Source organism: Stenotrophomonas sp. STEN023, from assembly GCF_056760135.1.
Map to the genome: position 1 here is coordinate 20,119 of NZ_JBRREF010000019.1, position 16,282 is coordinate 36,400.

The 16,282-nt window shown below is 63.8% G+C and carries 17 protein-coding genes; 5 read left to right on the forward strand and 12 right to left on the reverse strand.

Annotated elements, in window-relative coordinates; genetic code table 11:
• The first annotated feature begins 92 nt into the window (after nt 1–92).
• Nucleotides 93–791, forward strand: coding sequence for a YiaD family glycine zipper/OmpA-like lipoprotein (locus ACVOLV_RS07855; protein WP_481553881.1), 699 nt, complete (start codon nt 93–95; stop codon nt 789–791).
• Nucleotides 792–899: 108 nt separating this feature from the next.
• On the opposite strand, the gene ACVOLV_RS07860 is transcribed toward ACVOLV_RS07855, so the two are convergent.
• Nucleotides 900–1,853: a GGDEF domain-containing protein gene (locus tag ACVOLV_RS07860; protein WP_481553882.1), complete on the reverse strand. Its 954-nt coding sequence runs from the start codon at nt 1,851–1,853 to the stop codon at nt 900–902.
• A gap of 150 nt (nt 1,854–2,003) precedes the next feature.
• Between ACVOLV_RS07860 and lexA the strand changes: the two genes are divergently transcribed.
• From lexA to ACVOLV_RS07880, 4 genes are read left to right on the forward strand one after another with little or no spacing between them, the layout of a single operon-like run.
• Nucleotides 2,004–2,612: a transcriptional repressor LexA gene (lexA, locus tag ACVOLV_RS07865; protein WP_481553920.1), complete on the forward strand. Its 609-nt coding sequence runs from the start codon at nt 2,004–2,006 to the stop codon at nt 2,610–2,612.
• A complete protein-coding gene (gene imuA / locus ACVOLV_RS07870) occupies nt 2,612–3,232 on the forward strand; it encodes a translesion DNA synthesis-associated protein ImuA (protein ID WP_481553883.1) in 621 nt (206 codons plus the stop codon). Before lexA ends, imuA begins: the two co-directional genes overlap by 1 nt.
• A gap of 3 nt (nt 3,233–3,235) precedes the next feature.
• Nucleotides 3,236–4,663, forward strand: coding sequence for a Y-family DNA polymerase (locus ACVOLV_RS07875; RefSeq protein ID WP_481553884.1), 1,428 nt, complete (start codon nt 3,236–3,238; stop codon nt 4,661–4,663).
• A complete protein-coding gene (locus ACVOLV_RS07880) occupies nt 4,660–7,749 on the forward strand; it encodes an error-prone DNA polymerase (RefSeq protein WP_481553885.1) in 3,090 nt (1,029 codons plus the stop codon). The genes ACVOLV_RS07875 and ACVOLV_RS07880 overlap by 4 nt, the downstream gene beginning before the upstream one ends.
• 59 nt (nt 7,750–7,808) lie before the next feature.
• Here ACVOLV_RS07880 and fliP read toward each other — a convergent pair whose 3' ends face one another.
• From fliP to fliG, 11 genes are all read right to left on the reverse strand, one after another.
• Entirely contained in the window at nt 7,809–8,531 is a 723-nt protein-coding gene (gene fliP / locus ACVOLV_RS07885; protein ID WP_481553921.1) for a flagellar type III secretion system pore protein FliP, read from the reverse strand.
• A 74-nt stretch (nt 8,532–8,605) separates the two neighbouring features.
• On the reverse strand, nt 8,606–9,013 hold the full coding sequence (gene fliO, locus ACVOLV_RS07890; RefSeq protein ID WP_481553886.1) for a flagellar biosynthetic protein FliO: 408 nt from the start codon (nt 9,011–9,013) through the stop codon (nt 8,606–8,608).
• On the reverse strand, nt 9,010–9,357 hold the full coding sequence (gene fliN, locus ACVOLV_RS07895) for a flagellar motor switch protein FliN (RefSeq protein ID WP_481553887.1): 348 nt from the start codon (nt 9,355–9,357) through the stop codon (nt 9,010–9,012). The genes fliO and fliN overlap by 4 nt, the downstream gene beginning before the upstream one ends.
• Nucleotides 9,350–10,366, reverse strand: a complete 1,017-nt coding sequence (gene fliM / locus ACVOLV_RS07900) for a flagellar motor switch protein FliM (RefSeq protein WP_303749909.1) — start codon at nt 10,364–10,366, stop codon at nt 9,350–9,352. The genes fliN and fliM overlap by 8 nt, the downstream gene beginning before the upstream one ends.
• A gap of 9 nt (nt 10,367–10,375) precedes the next feature.
• The gene (locus ACVOLV_RS07905; RefSeq protein ID WP_481553888.1) at nt 10,376–10,891 is read right to left on the reverse strand and encodes a flagellar basal body-associated FliL family protein; all 516 of its coding nucleotides are present in this window, start codon (nt 10,889–10,891) and stop codon (nt 10,376–10,378) included.
• Nucleotides 10,892–11,073: 182 nt separating this feature from the next.
• The gene (locus ACVOLV_RS07910) at nt 11,074–11,544 is read right to left on the reverse strand and encodes an REP-associated tyrosine transposase (protein WP_481553889.1); all 471 of its coding nucleotides are present in this window, start codon (nt 11,542–11,544) and stop codon (nt 11,074–11,076) included.
• Between the two features lie 200 nt (nt 11,545–11,744).
• Nucleotides 11,745–12,821: a flagellar hook-length control protein FliK gene (locus ACVOLV_RS07915; protein ID WP_481553890.1), complete on the reverse strand. Its 1,077-nt coding sequence runs from the start codon at nt 12,819–12,821 to the stop codon at nt 11,745–11,747.
• The gene (gene fliJ / locus ACVOLV_RS07920) at nt 12,818–13,276 is read right to left on the reverse strand and encodes a flagellar export protein FliJ (RefSeq protein ID WP_481553891.1); all 459 of its coding nucleotides are present in this window, start codon (nt 13,274–13,276) and stop codon (nt 12,818–12,820) included. Before fliJ ends, ACVOLV_RS07915 begins: the two co-directional genes overlap by 4 nt.
• On the reverse strand, nt 13,273–14,658 hold the full coding sequence (gene fliI, locus ACVOLV_RS07925; RefSeq protein WP_481553892.1) for a flagellar protein export ATPase FliI: 1,386 nt from the start codon (nt 14,656–14,658) through the stop codon (nt 13,273–13,275). Before fliI ends, fliJ begins: the two co-directional genes overlap by 4 nt.
• Complete coding sequence (locus ACVOLV_RS07930; RefSeq protein WP_481553922.1) at nt 14,655–15,239, reverse strand: FliH/SctL family protein; 585 nt, start codon at nt 15,237–15,239, stop codon at nt 14,655–14,657. Before ACVOLV_RS07930 ends, fliI begins: the two co-directional genes overlap by 4 nt.
• Nucleotides 15,240–15,292: 53 nt before the next feature.
• A complete protein-coding gene (fliG, locus tag ACVOLV_RS07935; RefSeq protein WP_481510412.1) occupies nt 15,293–16,279 on the reverse strand; it encodes a flagellar motor switch protein FliG in 987 nt (328 codons plus the stop codon).
• Between the last annotated feature and the right edge of the window lie 3 nt (nt 16,280–16,282).

Below are 16,282 nucleotides of genomic sequence, written 5' to 3' on the forward strand. Positions count from 1 at the left end.
CGAAGGTATCGACTCACGCAGGTTGTGCATCGCGATGTTTATGCTTGCCCGGCAAATCCACGCTGGCCAGTCCGGCCTATCAGGAGACTCAGATGACCACCCTTACTGTTGTTCGTAATCTTTCCATTGGCTTGGTGGCGGCAGCCGTCCTCTCGGCCTGTGCTACCGGTGGCTCGTATGTGCAGCAGGACCAGTACGGCAATCAGACCCAGCAGCAGAACAAGACCGGCAAGGGCGCGCTGATTGGTACGGCCATCGGTGTGGCGGCAGGTCTGCTCAGCGGCGGTGATGCTACCGAGCGTCGCCAGCGTGCAATGGTCGGCGCCGGCATCGGCGCACTTGGCGGTGCCGCCATCGGCAATTACCAGGACCGCCAGGAACGCGCACTGCGTGAGCGCACTGCCAACACCGGTATCGACGTGCAGCGCGACGGTGACAACATCACCTTGAACCTGCCTGACGGCATCACCTTCGATTTCAACAAGACCACGTTGAAGCCACAGTTCTACGGTGCGCTGAATGGTGTTGCCAGCACCTTGAGCGAGTACAACCAGACCATGATCGAAGTGGTTGGTCACACCGACAGCATCGGTACCGATGCGGTGAACAATCGCATCTCCAAGGAGCGCGCTGATGCAGTGGCGGCGTATCTGTCGGCACAGGGCGTACAGCGCGAGCGTATTGAAACCCTGGGTGCAGGCAAGTCCTATCCGATCGCCGACAACAGCACCGATGCGGGCCGCGCGCAGAACCGCCGCGTCGAGATCCGCGTGATCCCGCTGCGTTCGTGATTGAAGTAGTTGTTTGATGCTGTAAAGGAAGGGCCGCGCAAGCGGCCCTTTTTTACTCCCTCCCTTGCGCCGTAGGCGCAGGGGAGGGAGTTGAAGCCAAAGCCAAGGCTATTCCGCCACTACGACGTTGTTGCGTCCCTTGCCCTTGGCCTCATACAGCGCGATATCGGCGCGTGCGAACCAGTCCTGCCAGCGTTGCTCGCCGGCATACAACGCTGCCCCAGCTGAGATGGTGATGCGACCGCCGGGTCCGCGCAGCGATTCATAGACTGCCTTGCGCAGGCGTTCGGTAAAACTGGCCAAGGCTTCATGGCTGCCGGTATTGGCAAGAATCACGAATTCCTCGCCGCCAAAACGAAATACCTGGTCGTTCTCTCGCAATTCAAAGCGCAGGATCGCGGCGATATCGGAAAGGGCAGTATCGCCAGCGGCATGACCGTAGTGATCGTTGACCGCCTTGAAGTTGTCGATGTCGATCACGATCAGACCTTGGCGGAAGCGCTCGTCGCGGATGCTGTTGATATGCGCTTGCAAGGACTTTTCCAGCGCACGCCGATTGGGTACGCCAGTCAGTGCATCCAGCGATGCCAGCATCTCCAGTCGGGTGCGGTCGCCTTGCAGGCGCCGCGAGAAGTGGTAGCCAAAGCCGAACACCAGCACGATGACGATCAGTGCCTGCAACTGTGCAGGATGCCCCAGCAGCAGGCCTGGCATCAGCAACAGACCGGCAACCAGCATCAGGTTGAGCGGGGTGGCGATCTGGTTGCGGACGATGAAGAAATTGGACATCAACGTCAGGTAGGTCCACGGCAAAGCGTCGCTGCCCAGACGCCAGGCGGAGAGCAGGCAGCCGCCCACCGTCGCCACGCACAACAGCACGCCACCCAAATCCAGTCGCGGCTTGCGTTGATGGATCCATACGCTGGCCTGCAGGGCCAGTGCCGACAGCAGGACGCTGGTGATGGCGGCGAATCTTTGCCCGTCAAACCACAGCCAGATCGCAAAAAACAGCAAGGCCAAGGTGGTCACCGGGGCGATGGTGCGCAGCGGTACGCTGCGCAATGCCTGCGGTAGCGATGGGTACGACTTTATGGATGCTTTTGGGTCCATATGCGGCGAAAGATAGCAGCGGCAATGTGTTTTCCGTATTCACCTGAATAGCGGCACTCAGCCTCTGGCGGGCTTTGTGCAGAAGGAGTACAAATGTACTCCATGACCGATCTCAGCCCCCGCCGTGCTGCCATCCTTCGCTACATCCGTGACCAGGTGACTGGGCATGGGCAAGCGCCCTCGTTGGCTGAAATTGCCGCTGCCTGCGGGCTGGCCTCGCGCGGCGCTGCGCGCAAGCATGTGCTGGCCCTGAGCGAGGCGGGCCTGATCGAGGTGGCTGCTGGTCAGGCCCGCGGAATTCGTCCGGTGGGGCAGATTCCACGGGCGGAGCTGCTGCAGGTGCCCGTGCTTGGACGGGTTGCTGCCGGCGCGCCGATCGGTGCCGACGCGGAGTTGGCCGACACCTTGGCATTGGATGAGCGGCTGTTTGCCGCGCGCCCGGATTACCTGCTGCGCGTGCAAGGCGATTCAATGATCGATGACGGCATCTTCGACGGTGATCTGGTTGGCGTCCGGCGCAGCAGTGATGCGCGCAATGGACAGACGGTGGTGGCGCGGCTGGACGGTGAGTTGACCATCAAGCGTCTCGCGCGCAGTGGCACAACGCTGCGGCTGCTGCCGCGCAACCCGGCCTATGCGCCGATTGAAGTGCAGCACGATCAGGACTTCGCCATTGAGGGCGTGTTCTGTGGTCTGGTCCGGCGCGGCTGATGGGCGCGGTTGTTGCCCTCGACAGCCTGCTGCACGAACGCCGGGTATGGCGTGGCCGGCCTGCGCCACTGCCGGCCAGCCGTCAGCCGACGGGTCATGCGCTACTGGATGATGCGCTGCCTACCGGCGGTTGGCCGGAGTCGGCGTTGAGCGAAATCCTGTTGCCCGCAGAAGGCGTGGGTGAGCTGCGGCTGCTGTGGCCATCGCTGGCACGCTTGACCCAGGCCGGCGAGCGCGTGGTGCTGGTTGCGCCGCCACATATTCCCTATGCACCAGCCTGGCAGGCGGCGGGTGTCGACCTGCGCCAGCTGCAGGTGGTGCAGGCTGCGGATCAACGCGATGCGCTCTGGGCTACTGAACAATGCCTGCGTTCGGGCAGTTGCGGAGCCGTGTTGTGCTGGCCGCAGCTGGCCGAGGACAAGGCCTTGCGACGGCTGCAGGTGGCGGCCGAATCCGGGCAGACGCTGGGTTTCGCCAGCCGGCCGTTGCAGGCGGCAAAGAACCCTTCGCCGGCCGCCTTGCGTATCGCCATCGATGCGCAGCCGGCGCAGCTTCGGGTGTTGAAGTGCCGTGGTGGCATGGTGCCGTCGCGGCCATTGCCGTTTGCCCGGGAGCAGTAAACCATGCGCTGGGCCTGCATCCTGTTGCCACACCTGGCCATGGACGGCGTCTTGCGTGGCTGTGCCGAACCTGACGCGGCGCGGGTATTGATCAGTGGGCCCAGCCAGCGGCGGGTGCTGCATGCAGTCAATCCCGCGGCGGCGGCGTTGGGGTTGAAGGCGGGGCAGTCGCTGGTGACGGCACAGGCATTGGCAACCGGGTTTGAAATACACCCGCATGAGCCGGATGCGCAGTCGGAGTGGCATCGTTTTCTTGCGGCTTGGGCGTATCAATTCAGTTCGCAGGTCAGCCTGCAGTATGCGCAGGCCTTGATCATCGAAATCGAGCACAGCCTGGCGCTGTTCGGCCCGTGGCCGAAGTTCGAGGCGCGCCTGCGGCAGGAGTTGGGTGCCCTGGGTTTCCGTCACCGCATCGCATTGGCGCCCAACCCGGTGGCTGCACGCGCCTTGGCCAATGCGCGTGATGGTTTGAGTGTGGATGAGGCTGGCTTGGCCGCATTGCTCGGGCAGTTGCCGGTAGCGCGGGCTGGCTTTGGTGCCAGTGCCTCGGCGGCGTTCGCGCGCATGGGCATCCGTAGCGTCAAACAATTGCAGGGCCTGCCACGGGCCAGCATCAACCGGCGTTTTGCTCCTGATGTGCTGCGACAGCTGGATGCCTTGCTTGGCGAGCGCGCCTTCGTATTGCAGCCGTATCAGCCGCCGGATGTGTTCGAGCTGCGCATCGAACTCGGCTACGAGGTGGAATCCTCGCAGGCCTTGCTGTTCCCGTTGCGACGCTTGACCTCGGACCTTGCCGCGTTCCTGGCCGGTCGCGATGGCAGCGTGCAGCGTTTTGCGCTGTTGCTGGAGCACGAGGATCGGCCGCCCACCACCTTGGAGATCGGCCTGCTTGCGGCCGAGCGCGATGCCAGCCTGTTGTTCGAGATTGCCCGCAGCCGACTGGAGCAGGCCAAGATCCCGGCGCCGGTGCGTCAGTTCGGCCTGCGCGCCGATCAGTTGCCGGCGTTTGTGCCGGAACACCGTGAGCTGTTTGATACCCGTCCGCAGCAGAGCATGCCGTGGGAGCAATTGCGCGAACGCCTGCGCGCTCGCCTGGGTGATCAATCCGTGCACGGCCTGCGCGTGCATGCCGACCATCGGCCTGAATATGCCTGGCGTGGCGAGGTGGCTCCAGCTGCTGCTTCAGCGCCAACAGCCAACAACCTGCCATCGCCAGTACGTCCCGGTTGGTTGCTGCGCACGCCGCAGCCCTGGCCAGGGGCAAGCCCGGAACTGCTGTCGGCGCCGGAACGGATCGAGAGTGGCTGGTGGGATGGCGATGATGTACGCCGGGATTACTACCGGGTCAGCACCCGCTTTGGCCAGCAGGCCTGGGCTTGGCGCGAGGCGGGCGGCGAGGGTGGCTTCATGTTGCAGGGCTGGTTCGCATGAATACCGCTTATGCCGAACTGCATTGCCTGTCCGCTTTCAGTTTCCAGCGCGGCGCATCGACTGCGGATGAATTGTTCGCGCGGGCCAAGGCGCATGGCTACCAGGCACTGGCCATCACCGACGAATGCACGCTGGCCGGCATTGTGCGTGCCTGGCGCGCGTCCAAAGAAACTGGCTTGCAGCTGATTGTTGGCAGCGAAATTCAACTGGAAAACGGTGCCAAGCTGGTCCTGCTGGTGGAAGACTCCGCAGGCTACCAAGCGCTGTGCTGGTTGATAACCCAGGCAAGGCGGCGCGCGGAGAAGGGCGAATACCGGTTGTTGGCCGAGGACCTGGCGTCGATTGATCGCAGCGGCCTGCTGGCCTTGTGGCTGCCTGCGGCACAACCGGAATCTGCCGAGGGCATGCAGTTGCGCGAATGGTTCCCGCAGCGTTGCTGGATCACGGTGGAACTGCACCACGGTGCCGATGATGAGGCGCGCCTGCAGCAGCTGCAGGCACTTGGCGCACAGCTGCAGCTGCCCTTGGTGGCTGCCGGCGACGTGCATATGCATGCGCGCGGACGCCGGGCATTGCAGGATGTGATGACGGCCATCCGCCACCGCGTCACCGTTGCCGAGGCCGGGCAGCGATTGTTCGCCAATGGCGAGCGGCACCTGCGTCCTCTGCAGGCATTGCAGATGATCTATCCAGCCGAGTTGTTGCAGCAGACGCTGTGCATCGCCAAACGCTGCGCCGGGTTTGATCTGAAAGAAGCCGTCGACTATCTGTATCCCAGCGAGGTGGTACCCGCCGGTTACACCGCGCAGTGCTGGCTGGCCGAGCTGGTGGCGCGTGGTGCAGGCAAGCGTTGGCCGGATGGAACGCCGGCGCAGGCGCAGGCCTTGATCGAAAAGGAACTGGGTCTGATCGCCAAGAAAATGTACGCTTCGTACTTCCTTACCGTGCATGATCTGGTGGCCTATGCGCGCAGCATCGGCATCCTCTGCCAGGGTCGCGGATCTGCGGCCAATTCGGTGGTGTGCTTCGTGCTTGGAATCACCGAGCTTGATCCTTCGCATAGCCATCTGCTGTTCGAACGCTTCATTTCAGATGACCGCGATGAGCCGCCGGATATCGACGTCGACTTCGAGCACGAACGACGCGAGGAAGTCATCCAGTACGTGTTTTCACGCTATGGCCGTGAGCGTGCCGCCTTGGCTGCCGTCGCCACGCAATACGGCGGGCGTGGCGCCCTGCGTGATGTGGCGCGGGTGCTGGGCATGCCTGGCGACGTGATCACCCAGCTGACTTCCTGCGTCGGCCACTGGTCGGACAGCATTCCAGACGAGGAGCGCCTGCGCGAACATGGCTTCGACCCGGATAGCCCGTTGCTGCGCCGCATTCTGATATTGGCCAACGAGTTGATCGATTTCCCGCACTATCTGTCACAGCATCCGGGTGGCTTCGTCATTTCCGAGCGTGCCCTGCACAGCATGGTGCCGGTGGAAAACGCGGCGATGGAAGCGCGCACGGTGATCCAGTGGGACAAGGATGATCTTGAAACGCTGGGCCTGATGAAGGTCGATGTATTGGCCTTGGGCATGCTCACCGCGGTGCGCCGTTGCTTCGATCTGATCCAACGCTATCGCGGCCTGCATTTCACCCTGGCGACGATCCCACAGGAAGACGAGAAAACCTACGCGATGATCAGTCGCGCCGACACCATCGGCGTGTTCCAGATCGAATCGCGCGCGCAGATGGCGATGTTGCCCAGGTTGCAACCTCGCACCTTCTACGATCTGGTGATTGAGGTCGCCATCGTACGCCCCGGGCCTATCCAAGGTGACATGGTCCATCCTTACCTGCGTCGGCGTAAGAAGGAGGAACTGATCAGCTATCCATCAGTGGCGCTGGAGGCAGTGCTCGAACGAACCTTGGGTGTACCGCTCTTCCAGGAACAGGTGATGCAGATCGCGATGGTGGCAGCGGGCTACAACGCCAGCGAAGCCGATGGTCTGCGTCGTTCGATGGCGGCATGGAAGCGTCACGGTGGGCTGGAACCACACCGGTTGAAACTCACCGAAGGCATGCTGGAACGCGGCTATCCGCTGGCGTTCGCTGAGCGCATCTTCGAGCAGATCAAGGGTTTCGGCAGCTATGGTTTTCCGGAAAGCCACGCGGCCAGTTTCGCGCTGATCGCCTATGCCAGCAGTTGGTTGAAATGCCACCATCCGGCCGAGTTCACCTGCGCACTGCTCAACAGCCAGCCGATGGGTTTCTACAGCCCGGACCAGCTGCTGCAGGATGTGCGCCGGCATGGGGTGGCAACGCGGCCGTTGGATGTGCGTTACAGCGGCTGGGAATGCTCCCTGGAATGGGAACGCGACGGTGAGCGGCTGGCGATCCGCCTGGGCTTTTGCTTGGTGCGTGGCTTCAACGCGGAGGACGCATTGCGCATCGAGCAGGCTAGGGCGCAGGCCGCGTTCTCCGATATCGCCGACCTGTGCCGGCGTGCCGATCTTGATGCACGCGCCCGTGCCTTGCTCGCTGATGCAGGTGCCTTGCGCGGCATGGCCGGCAACCGCCATCGGGCACGCTGGGCAATTGCCGGTGTCGAAGACCAGCGGCCCTTGTTTGATGATCAACCGGCAACCGCTGAAGCCGATGTCGCCTTGCCTATGCCCAGCGCCGGTGAGGATCTGAACGCCGATTACGCCTTGCTGGGAACAACGCTTGAACTGCACCCGCTGGCGCGTCTGCGACGGCAGCTGAGTGCGCGTCGTTGTCGCAGTTCAAAGGATCTGGAGAGCATGCGCAGCACCGGCAATGTGTCGGTGGCCGGGTTGGTGCGCGGGCGCCAGCGGCCAGCAACCGCCAGCGGTGTCACCTTCATCACGCTGGAAGACGAGTTCGGCCAGATCAACGTCGTGGTCTGGCGGCAGCTGGCCGAACGCCAGCGGCAAGTGTTCCTGGAATCACGGCTGCTGCAGGTCAGCGGCCGGCTGGAAGCCGAGAACGGCGTGCGTCATCTGATCGCACGCCGCCTGGATGATCTGTCGCCGTTATTGGGCAGCCTGGACGTGCGTAGCCGAGACTTCCATTGATGGCCAGTATCCGGCTACGCTGCCACGCTGCGGAGGTGTGCCGGGATACTGGCGCGCAACTACACCGCGTTGAAGCTGGCAGCCAAGGTGCCAACCACCAGCACCCAACCGTCCACCAGCACGAACAGCAGTATCTTGAACGGTGCCGAGACCAACATGGGCGACAGCATCATCATGCCCATCGACATCAGCACGCTGGAGACGACCAGGTCGATGATGACGAACGGGATGAAGATCAGGAAGCCGATTTCGAAGGCGGTCTTCAGCTCGCTGGTGACGAAGGAGGCAACCAGTACCGGGAACGGAATCGCATCCGGGCTGGCATACGGACCTTGTCCGGCCAGACCGGCGAAGGTCATCAGGTCGGTCTCGCGGACCTGCGCCAGCATGAAGGCGCGCAGTGGCGCAGTGGTCAGCTGCCAGGCGGTCTGGAAGTCGATCTGACCATCCAGATACGGCGCCATGCCGGTCGACCACGACTTGTCCCAGACCGGCATCATGATCATCGCGGTCAGGAACAGGGCCAGGCCAAGCAGGATCTGGTTGGACGGGGTCTGCCCGGTGCCCAGGGCCTGACGCAGCAGGCCGAGTACGATGATGATGCGGGTGAAGGCGGTAAGCACCAGCAGCATCGACGGCAACAAGGTGATTGCCGTCATCAACAACAAGGTCTGCAGCGGCAGGCTGACCGGCGCACCGCCGATCTTGCCGACGTTTACGTCCGGCAGCGCTGGTACCTGCGGGCCGGGTGCGGCCCAGGCGAACAGCGGCAATGCCAGCATCGCCAGCACGATCAGTACTTGCCAGAGCGCACGTGAGTTGAAACCGCGAGAGTTGAAACCTTGGCCCGACATGTTCAGGAGTCCTTGCGCAGCTTCTGTGCCAGCAGCTGGGCGAAATTCGGTAGTTGTTTGAGATTGGGCAGGGCCGGAGCGGGCGTCTGCGGCAGCGGCTCAGGTAGCTGGTGCAAGGTGCTGATGCCGCCGGCGGTGATGCCCAGCAGCAGCTGCTGGCCATTGACGTCGACTACCACCACGCGTTCCTTGGCGCCGACATTGATGCTGGCGACGACCTTCAGGCCTTCGGCCGGGCGAAACGCGCCGCCGGGCATGCGCTTGAGCAGCCAGCCCAGGCCAATGATCAGGCCCAGCACCAGCAGCAAGGTAACGAACGCGCCGAACAGGCCGGGTGCGCTGGCCGCGTGCTGGCCGACCGGCGTTGCCGCCTTGGCGGCCGGCGCGGCATAGGCGAGCAATGCGATCAACGCAGTCTCCGGATGCGCTCGCTGGGGCTGACCACGTCGGTCAGACGCACGCCGAAGCGATCATTGATGACCACGACTTCGCCGTGCGCGATCAAGGTGCCGTTGACGAACACGTCCAGCGATTCGCCAGCACCACGCTCCAGTTCCACCACCGAGCCCTGGTTGAGCTGCAGCAGGTTGCGGATCGGCAGGCGCGCGCGGCCGACTTCCAGCGACAAGGTCACCGGTACGTCGAGGATGACGTCCAGGTCCAGGTCGGTATTGATGTTGTTGTCGGCCTGCAGATTGGTGAACTGTGCCGGCGATACGCCGTTTTCAGTTTCGGGGGACTGGTTGTCATTCATCGGTGTTTTCCTGAATCGCGGGAACGTTGGGGCGCTTTCCCGGCGGATGGGTAGCAGTGATCTTGATGGCGTTGCGTTCGTTGGACACACCAAATTCGCCGGTGAATACCGGGATGCCTTCCACGCACAGCGGCACCTGCTTGGGCATTTCGATCGGCAGTACATCGCCGATCTTCAACCTGGTCAGCTCGCGCAGGCTCATGCGGCGCTTGGCCAATACGCTGGACAGCTCGACTTCGGCGGTATCGAGCTGCTCGCGCAGCATGATGGCCCAGCTCTCGTCGCGGTCATTGCGATCGCTCTGGATGCCGGCATCGAGCAGCTCGCGGATCGGTTCCAGCATCGAGTACGGCAAAGTGATATGGATGTCGCCACCGCCACTGTCCAGTTCGACGTGGAAGCGGCTGACCACTACGTATTCGCGCGGGCTGACGATGTTGGCGAAGTGCGGGTTGATCTCGGAGTTGATGTAGTCGAAATCGACGTTCATCACCGGGCCCCAGGCTTCGCGCAGATCGGTGAAGGTCTGCTTGAGCATCAGCTGGATCACGCGCATTTCGGTAGCGGTGAACTCGCGGCCTTCGATGCGGGTCGGGTAGCGTCCATCACCGCCGAAGAAGTTGTCGACGATGGCGAACACCAGGGTCGGCTCGAACACGATCAGGCCGGTGCCGCGCAGCGGCTTGAAGCGGATCAGGTTGAGGTTGGTCGGCACGTACAGCGAATGCAGGTAGTCGCCGAACTTGATCAGCTCGATGCCACGCACCGACAACTCGGCCGAACGCCGGATCAGGTTGAACAGGCCGATGCGCCACAGGCGCGCGAACCGCTCATTGACCATTTCCAGGGTCGGCATGCGTCCGCGGATGATGCGGTCCTGGCTGGCGAAGTCGTAGGAACGGGCTTCGCCAGGTGCCGCCTCCGGCTCGGCGGTATTGACCGAGCCGGAATCGACGCCGTGCAGCAGGGCGTCGATCTCGTCTTGGGACAGCAGGTCGTTGATGCTCATCGTGGCGCCTTACTGGGTCACAAAGCTGGTGAACAACAGCTCGTCGGCGCTGTTCTGGCCGGTCTCGGCCTTCATCAGCTTCTGCACTTCGGACAGCGCCGAAGCCTGCAGCTTTTCCTTGCCCGCGCGGTCGGCGATCTGGGTGGGCTCGACCTGCGAGAACAGCATCAACAATTTGGCGCGGATGGCCGGGGCGTGGGTCTGCAGCGCAGCCAGTGCCAACGGATCACGGGTCATCAGCTGCACCTCGACCTGCAGGTAGCGCGGGCCATCGATCGGGCCGCTGAGATTGACCACGAAGGCCGGGTCCAGCGCGAAGTACTGGGCCGGGGCCGGTGTCTTGGGCTTGGCTTCCTTGCCAGCTTCGGCGTGGTCCTTGCCCTGGGTGAAGTACCAGACGCCGCCGCCGGCTGCGGCAGCAGCGAACACGGCGATCAGGGCGGGAACCAACAACGAGCGCTTCGGTTTGCTTGCCGCTTCCTTGGTGGGTTCAGCTTTGCGGTTTTTATCAGCGGCAACGGCCACGTGGAGCTCCTCAGGATTGCTGCCCAGTCAGATGCAAGGGCTGTGCCGGAGGAGGTGAATGGGCTGGCGGCGGGAATTTGACGCGGTCGTGCGGCTTTGTGGGAGCGGTGTAAACCGCGAAGCTGACCATCTAACAGATCACCAGCTTCGCGGTTTACACCGCTCCCACAAAAGCTGAGGGGTCATATCCATATCGCATTCCAATATGGATAGAAGCGCGGCGAACTCACCAGCCCGGCTCTGACCGGGTTCATGATGATGTAGCGGGCTGTTGCTCTTATGTCCTGATCTTTGCGCAAGGCACGATCATGAAAGCCAGGCGCCCAGATGGGGCGGTTGATTGATTCTGGCAAGCTGCGTGCCGTATTGGATTTGATACTCCGCACCAATGAGCTGAGATTTGTGCAATCGCCCAGCTGGACCAGGCCATGCCAGTGATCTGGCATCAGTATCCAGGCCAGTAGTCGTGCATCACGCCAAAGCTGGGGGTGGTACAGGGCTTGGGCGATGCGAGAGGCCAGTTGGAAGTCCAGAAACAGTGGCTGACGAGCTAGCGTAGTGAAGGTGAGCAGGTATGCGTGGCCGGGTAGGGATATCCGGCCTGTGCGGAGGGTTTTGGATCCTGGCTTTGGGTTGATTGCTGGAAGCGCCATCTACGCAGGATGGCGCTGCGGCTTCCCAAGTGCTGTCAGCACCGTGATCGTTTGTAGATGGGTGGATGGATCATCAGCTTCGCGGTTTACACCGCTCCCACAAAAGTAGTCAGCCTTGTGGAAGCGGCGTCAGCCGCGAAGCAGGAGGTGTTTCAGGTCATCAGCTTCGCGGTTTACACAGCTCCCACAAGTCACTTCTCTCAGGCATACGCATCCAGCAGGCCGCGCATGCGCAGGTTGTGGCTGGAAGCTGCGGGGAGGTCGGTGCCTTCCAGTTGCTTGCCGGTTGCCAGGCCGCCGCCAGCCTCGCCCTTGTCGCCTTGCTGCTGTGGCGTGGATTGCTGGCCCACATCGGCGTGGCTCAGCTGCAGGCCCTGCTCGCCGAGCATGTCGCGCAGGCGCGGCAGACTGCTTTCCAGGGCGTGGCGGACATCGGCGTGGGCGCTGCTGAAACTGGCGTGGACGCGGTCACCGTCCAGCTGCAGCTTGACGTCGATCTCGCCCATGTTTTCCGGGTTGATGCGGATGTGGGCGTGACCGATCTTCTGCTCCGCCAGCCAACCGACGCGGGCGCCGATGGCTTCGTCAAAGTCGCCGGCATTCAGGTCCGGGGTTGGCGTGGGTGCGGTGATGCTGCTGGCCGGGGCGCTTGCGCGGACTTCCTGCAGTGCCTGGTTATGCAGCAAGGACGCAAACGTGGTCGGCGCCGAGGTATCGACATCGAGATTGAGGGTGCTCGCATCGTCGTTCGCTGCCACAGCGGCCAAGGGCAGGCTCAACTCTGCGCTGGCCTCGTCAGCGCTGATGGTCGCTGGCTTGGCTGCGGCAGCAGCCGGAACAGCTGGCAGGGCAGGGAGCGCCGCCGCCGTCGGATTGGCTGGCGCGGTCTCATCCTGGTTGGTGGCTGCCAGGGCCGCTGGCGCCTGCGCTGCAGGTTCCGTTGGCTGGGCAACGATCGCAGACAGCCCAAACGGCGGCCAGGGCGCATCTTCCGCGGTGCTCTGCGTGTCGGGCTTGTCGTCGTTGCTGCTACTGCTGTCCGTCGCGGTGCTCTGTTCCGTGGTGGTTTCGCTGGTGCTGTCTTCGCCGTGCGCTTCGTTGGCGGGCTTGGCGTCAGTGCTGCCTGGCTTGCTGGCCGCAGGTTTCTGCGTGGCTGGCTTGCTGTTGAGCATTGCGTCGAAGCCGTTGTCGCTGGGCTTGTCGGTGCTGTTGCTGCGCGCGCCGCTACTGCTGTCGATGCTGCTGGCACCGCCGAGTGCGGAGGAAAGAACATTCACTGGCTCTCTCCCTCGGCGTCGCCTTCGGTCTTCTTCAAGCGCGCACGGCGGGCACCGATATCGTCCATTTCGCGCTGGTCGCGACGGTCAGCGACCTGCTTTTCCTGCGCGCGATAGCTGGCGGCCAGCTGTTCCAGCACGGCCTTGTCGCGGCTGGCCAGCAGCAGGCGGGCGCGTTCGGCGTCCACCCGTTCCTGGTTGCTGTCCACGGTCTTGCTCTGTGCTTCCACCGCGTTGTCGAGCCGATCGAGAAAGGCGCGGCGGTTGAGCAGCTGCGCGGCGCTGGTGGTGGCCAGTTGCGCGTTGGCGTACTCCTCGGCGTACTGGCGTAACTCGGACAGCCGCGATTGATGCATGTCCAGGGCTTGCTGGCGTTCGGCCAGGGCTTTGGCGACTTCATCTTCGCGGTCCTGCGCGTGGCGCAGCAGCGGGTCCAGGCGACGGCTAGGGCTCATGCGGGCGTCTCACTATCTACCAGTTGGTGCAATGCACTGAGGCTGTGGCTCAGGTCGGCGGCGTTATGCACGTCCTGGCCAAGGAATTCCATGATCTCCGGCCACCGGTCCAGTGCTTCGTCGGTGAGCGGGTCGTTGCCGCGCTGATAAGCGCCAATGGCAATCAGGTCGCGGTTGGCGGTGTAGGCCGATACCAGCTGCTTGAGCTTGCGGATACGCGCGCGCCAGACGTCGTCGGCGATGTCCTGGACCACGCGGCTGACCGAGGATTCGACATCGATGGCCGGGTACAGGCCGCTGTCGGCAACGCGGCGCGACAACAGGATGTGACCGTCGAGGATGGCGCGGGCGGCGTCGGCAATCGGGTCCTGCGGATCGTCGCCTTCGGTGAGCACGGTGTAGAAGGCGGTGATCGAGCCGCGGCCTTTGGCACCGTTGCCTGCGCGCTCGACCAGCGCCGGCAGTTTGGCGAACACCGACGGCGGGTAGCCGCGGGTGGTTGGCGGCTCGCCAACCGACAAGCCGATCTCGCGCTGGGCCTGCGCGAAGCGGGTCAGCGAATCCATCAGCAGCAGCACGTTCAGGCCCTGGTCGCGGAACCACTCGGCGATGGCGGTGGCGCGATAAGCGCCGTGCAGACGGGCGAGCGGGGGCCGGTCGGCCGGGCTGGCGACAACCACTGCGCGGCGCAGGCCTTCCTCGCCCAGCGTGGACTCGACGAAGTCACGTACTTCGCGGCCGCGTTCGCCGATCAGGCCGACCACGATCACGTCAGCGGCGGTGAAGCGGGTCATCATGCCGAGCAGCGTCGACTTGCCGACACCGGAGCCTGCGAACAAGCCGACACGCTGACCGCGGCCAATCGGCAACAGCGAATTGATCGCGCGCACGCCGACATCCAATGGCTGGGTGATGGGCTCGCGTGCCAGCGGGTTGATCGAGACGCCGGCCATGCCGACCACGCCCTCGGCGCGGATCGGGCCCTTGCCGTCGAGGGGAATGCCATCGGAGTCGATGACGCGGCCGAGCAGGCCTTCGCCGACCTCGACACCGCCGCGGCGGTAGGAGGGCACAACGCGTGCGTTGGGCAGTAGGCCATGCAGTTCGGCGCTTGGCATCAGATACGTGCGGTCACCGGAGAAACCGACAACCTCGGCATCGACCCAGCCGCCATCGATGATCTCGACCTTGCAGCTGGCGCCCATCGGCGCTTCGCAGCCAACGGCTTCAAGGGTGAGGCCAACGGCGCGACGGAGAATGCCTTCGCGAACCAAGCCGTGGCCGCCACCGGCATCGAGCGATATTCCATCCAGACGCGCGGCCAGCCGCAGGTTGCGTGCGGCAGCCCAGTCAGCGGGAGCTGGGGAGGGTGATGTGTTCATTGCGTGGCTCCGGCGCGCCGCAGCACGGTCGCCAGCGCCGCGCGCAGGCGCGCATCAAGGGTGCCGTCGACGCGCACGGCCTCGGCATGCACGCGCAGGTCGCCACGGCTGAGGCTGTGGTCAGGCACCAGACGCTGGCCGGCGGGCAGGGTCAGCAGATTGCTGATCGCAGCAATGTCATCCGGATGCAGGCGGACTTCAACGTCGCGGTTGGTGCCGCTGACGGTGTCCAGCGCCTCATCGATCAGATCCTTCAGCAGCGACGGATCGGCCTCATAGGCGCGGCTGATCAGGGCGCCGGCGATACGTACCGACAGTTCGCCGAGTGCGCCAACCACTTCGTTCTCCAGTCGCACCAGCGGGCGGCTGAAGTTGTCGAGGATGCCTTCGATCTGCGCGGTCAGACGGCGTACTTCGGCCTGGCCCTGCGCATAGCCTTCGGCATGGCCTTGCTGGAAGCCTTCTTCCTGGGCGGCATCGCGGATCGCCTGGATCTCGTCCAGGGTCGGCGGCTGCAAGGCGGGAACTGCCGGCTCGGCAACGATGGTTTCCAGCGACGCAAGATCGAAATCCTCCGTCACCGACTGGCCGGCCGGTGCGTTGAGGTCCGGGGCGTGCCAGCGCACGGCGTTGATCACAGCATCGCCTCCGCAGCGCCACCGAGGGTGATGGTGCCTTCATCGCCCATGCGCTTGACGATGGCGAGAATCTCGCGCTGCGCGCCTTCCACGTCGGACAGGCGTACCGGGCCGCGTGCCTCCATGTCTTCGAGCAGGATCTCGGCGGCACGCTGGGACATGTTGCGGGTGATCTTGTCGCGCACCTTGATGTCGGCGCCGCGCAGGGCCAAGCCAAGGCGTTCGCCGCTGACTTCGCGCAGCACCAGCTGCATTTCGCGGTCGTCCAGGTCCACCAGGTCGTCGAACACGAACATCAGGTCCTGGATGCGGCTGCCCAGCGGCGAATCGATGCGGGCGATCTCGGTGAGGATGACCTGGTCCTGGCCACCGTCCATGAAGTTGAGGATGTTGGCGGCACACTGCACGCCACCGATGTTCGACGACTTCAGGTTCTGGTTGCCGGCAAACTGGCGTTCCATGATCTCGTTCAGTTCATTCAGCGCATTCGGCGGAATGCCGTCGAGGGTGGCGATGCGCAGCAGCACGTCGACGCGGGTGCGCTCGGGCAGCAGCTTCAGCGCTTCGGCGGCCTGGTCGGTTTCCAGGTGGGCCATGACGATGGCGATGATCTGCGGGTGCTCGTTGCGGACCAGATCGGCGACTGCACGCGGGTCCATCCACTTCAGGGCATCCAGGCCAGTCGTATTGCGGCCGAGCAGGATGCGGTCGATCAGGTTGCTGGCTTTCTCATTGCCCAGCGCCTGTACCAGCATGTTGCGGATGTAGTCGTCGGAGCCGACGCTCAGCGAGGTCTTGTTGCCCAGCTCAGCACCAAAGTCGTCCATCACCTTCTGCACCTGCTCGCGGGTGACGTCGGTGAGGGTGGCCATGGCGATGCCGATCTTCTGCACTTCCTTCGGTTCCATGTGACGCAGCACTTCGGCCGCGTCGGTTTCGCCGAGCGACAGCAGCAGTACGGCGGCACGTTGCACGCCGGTCATCGG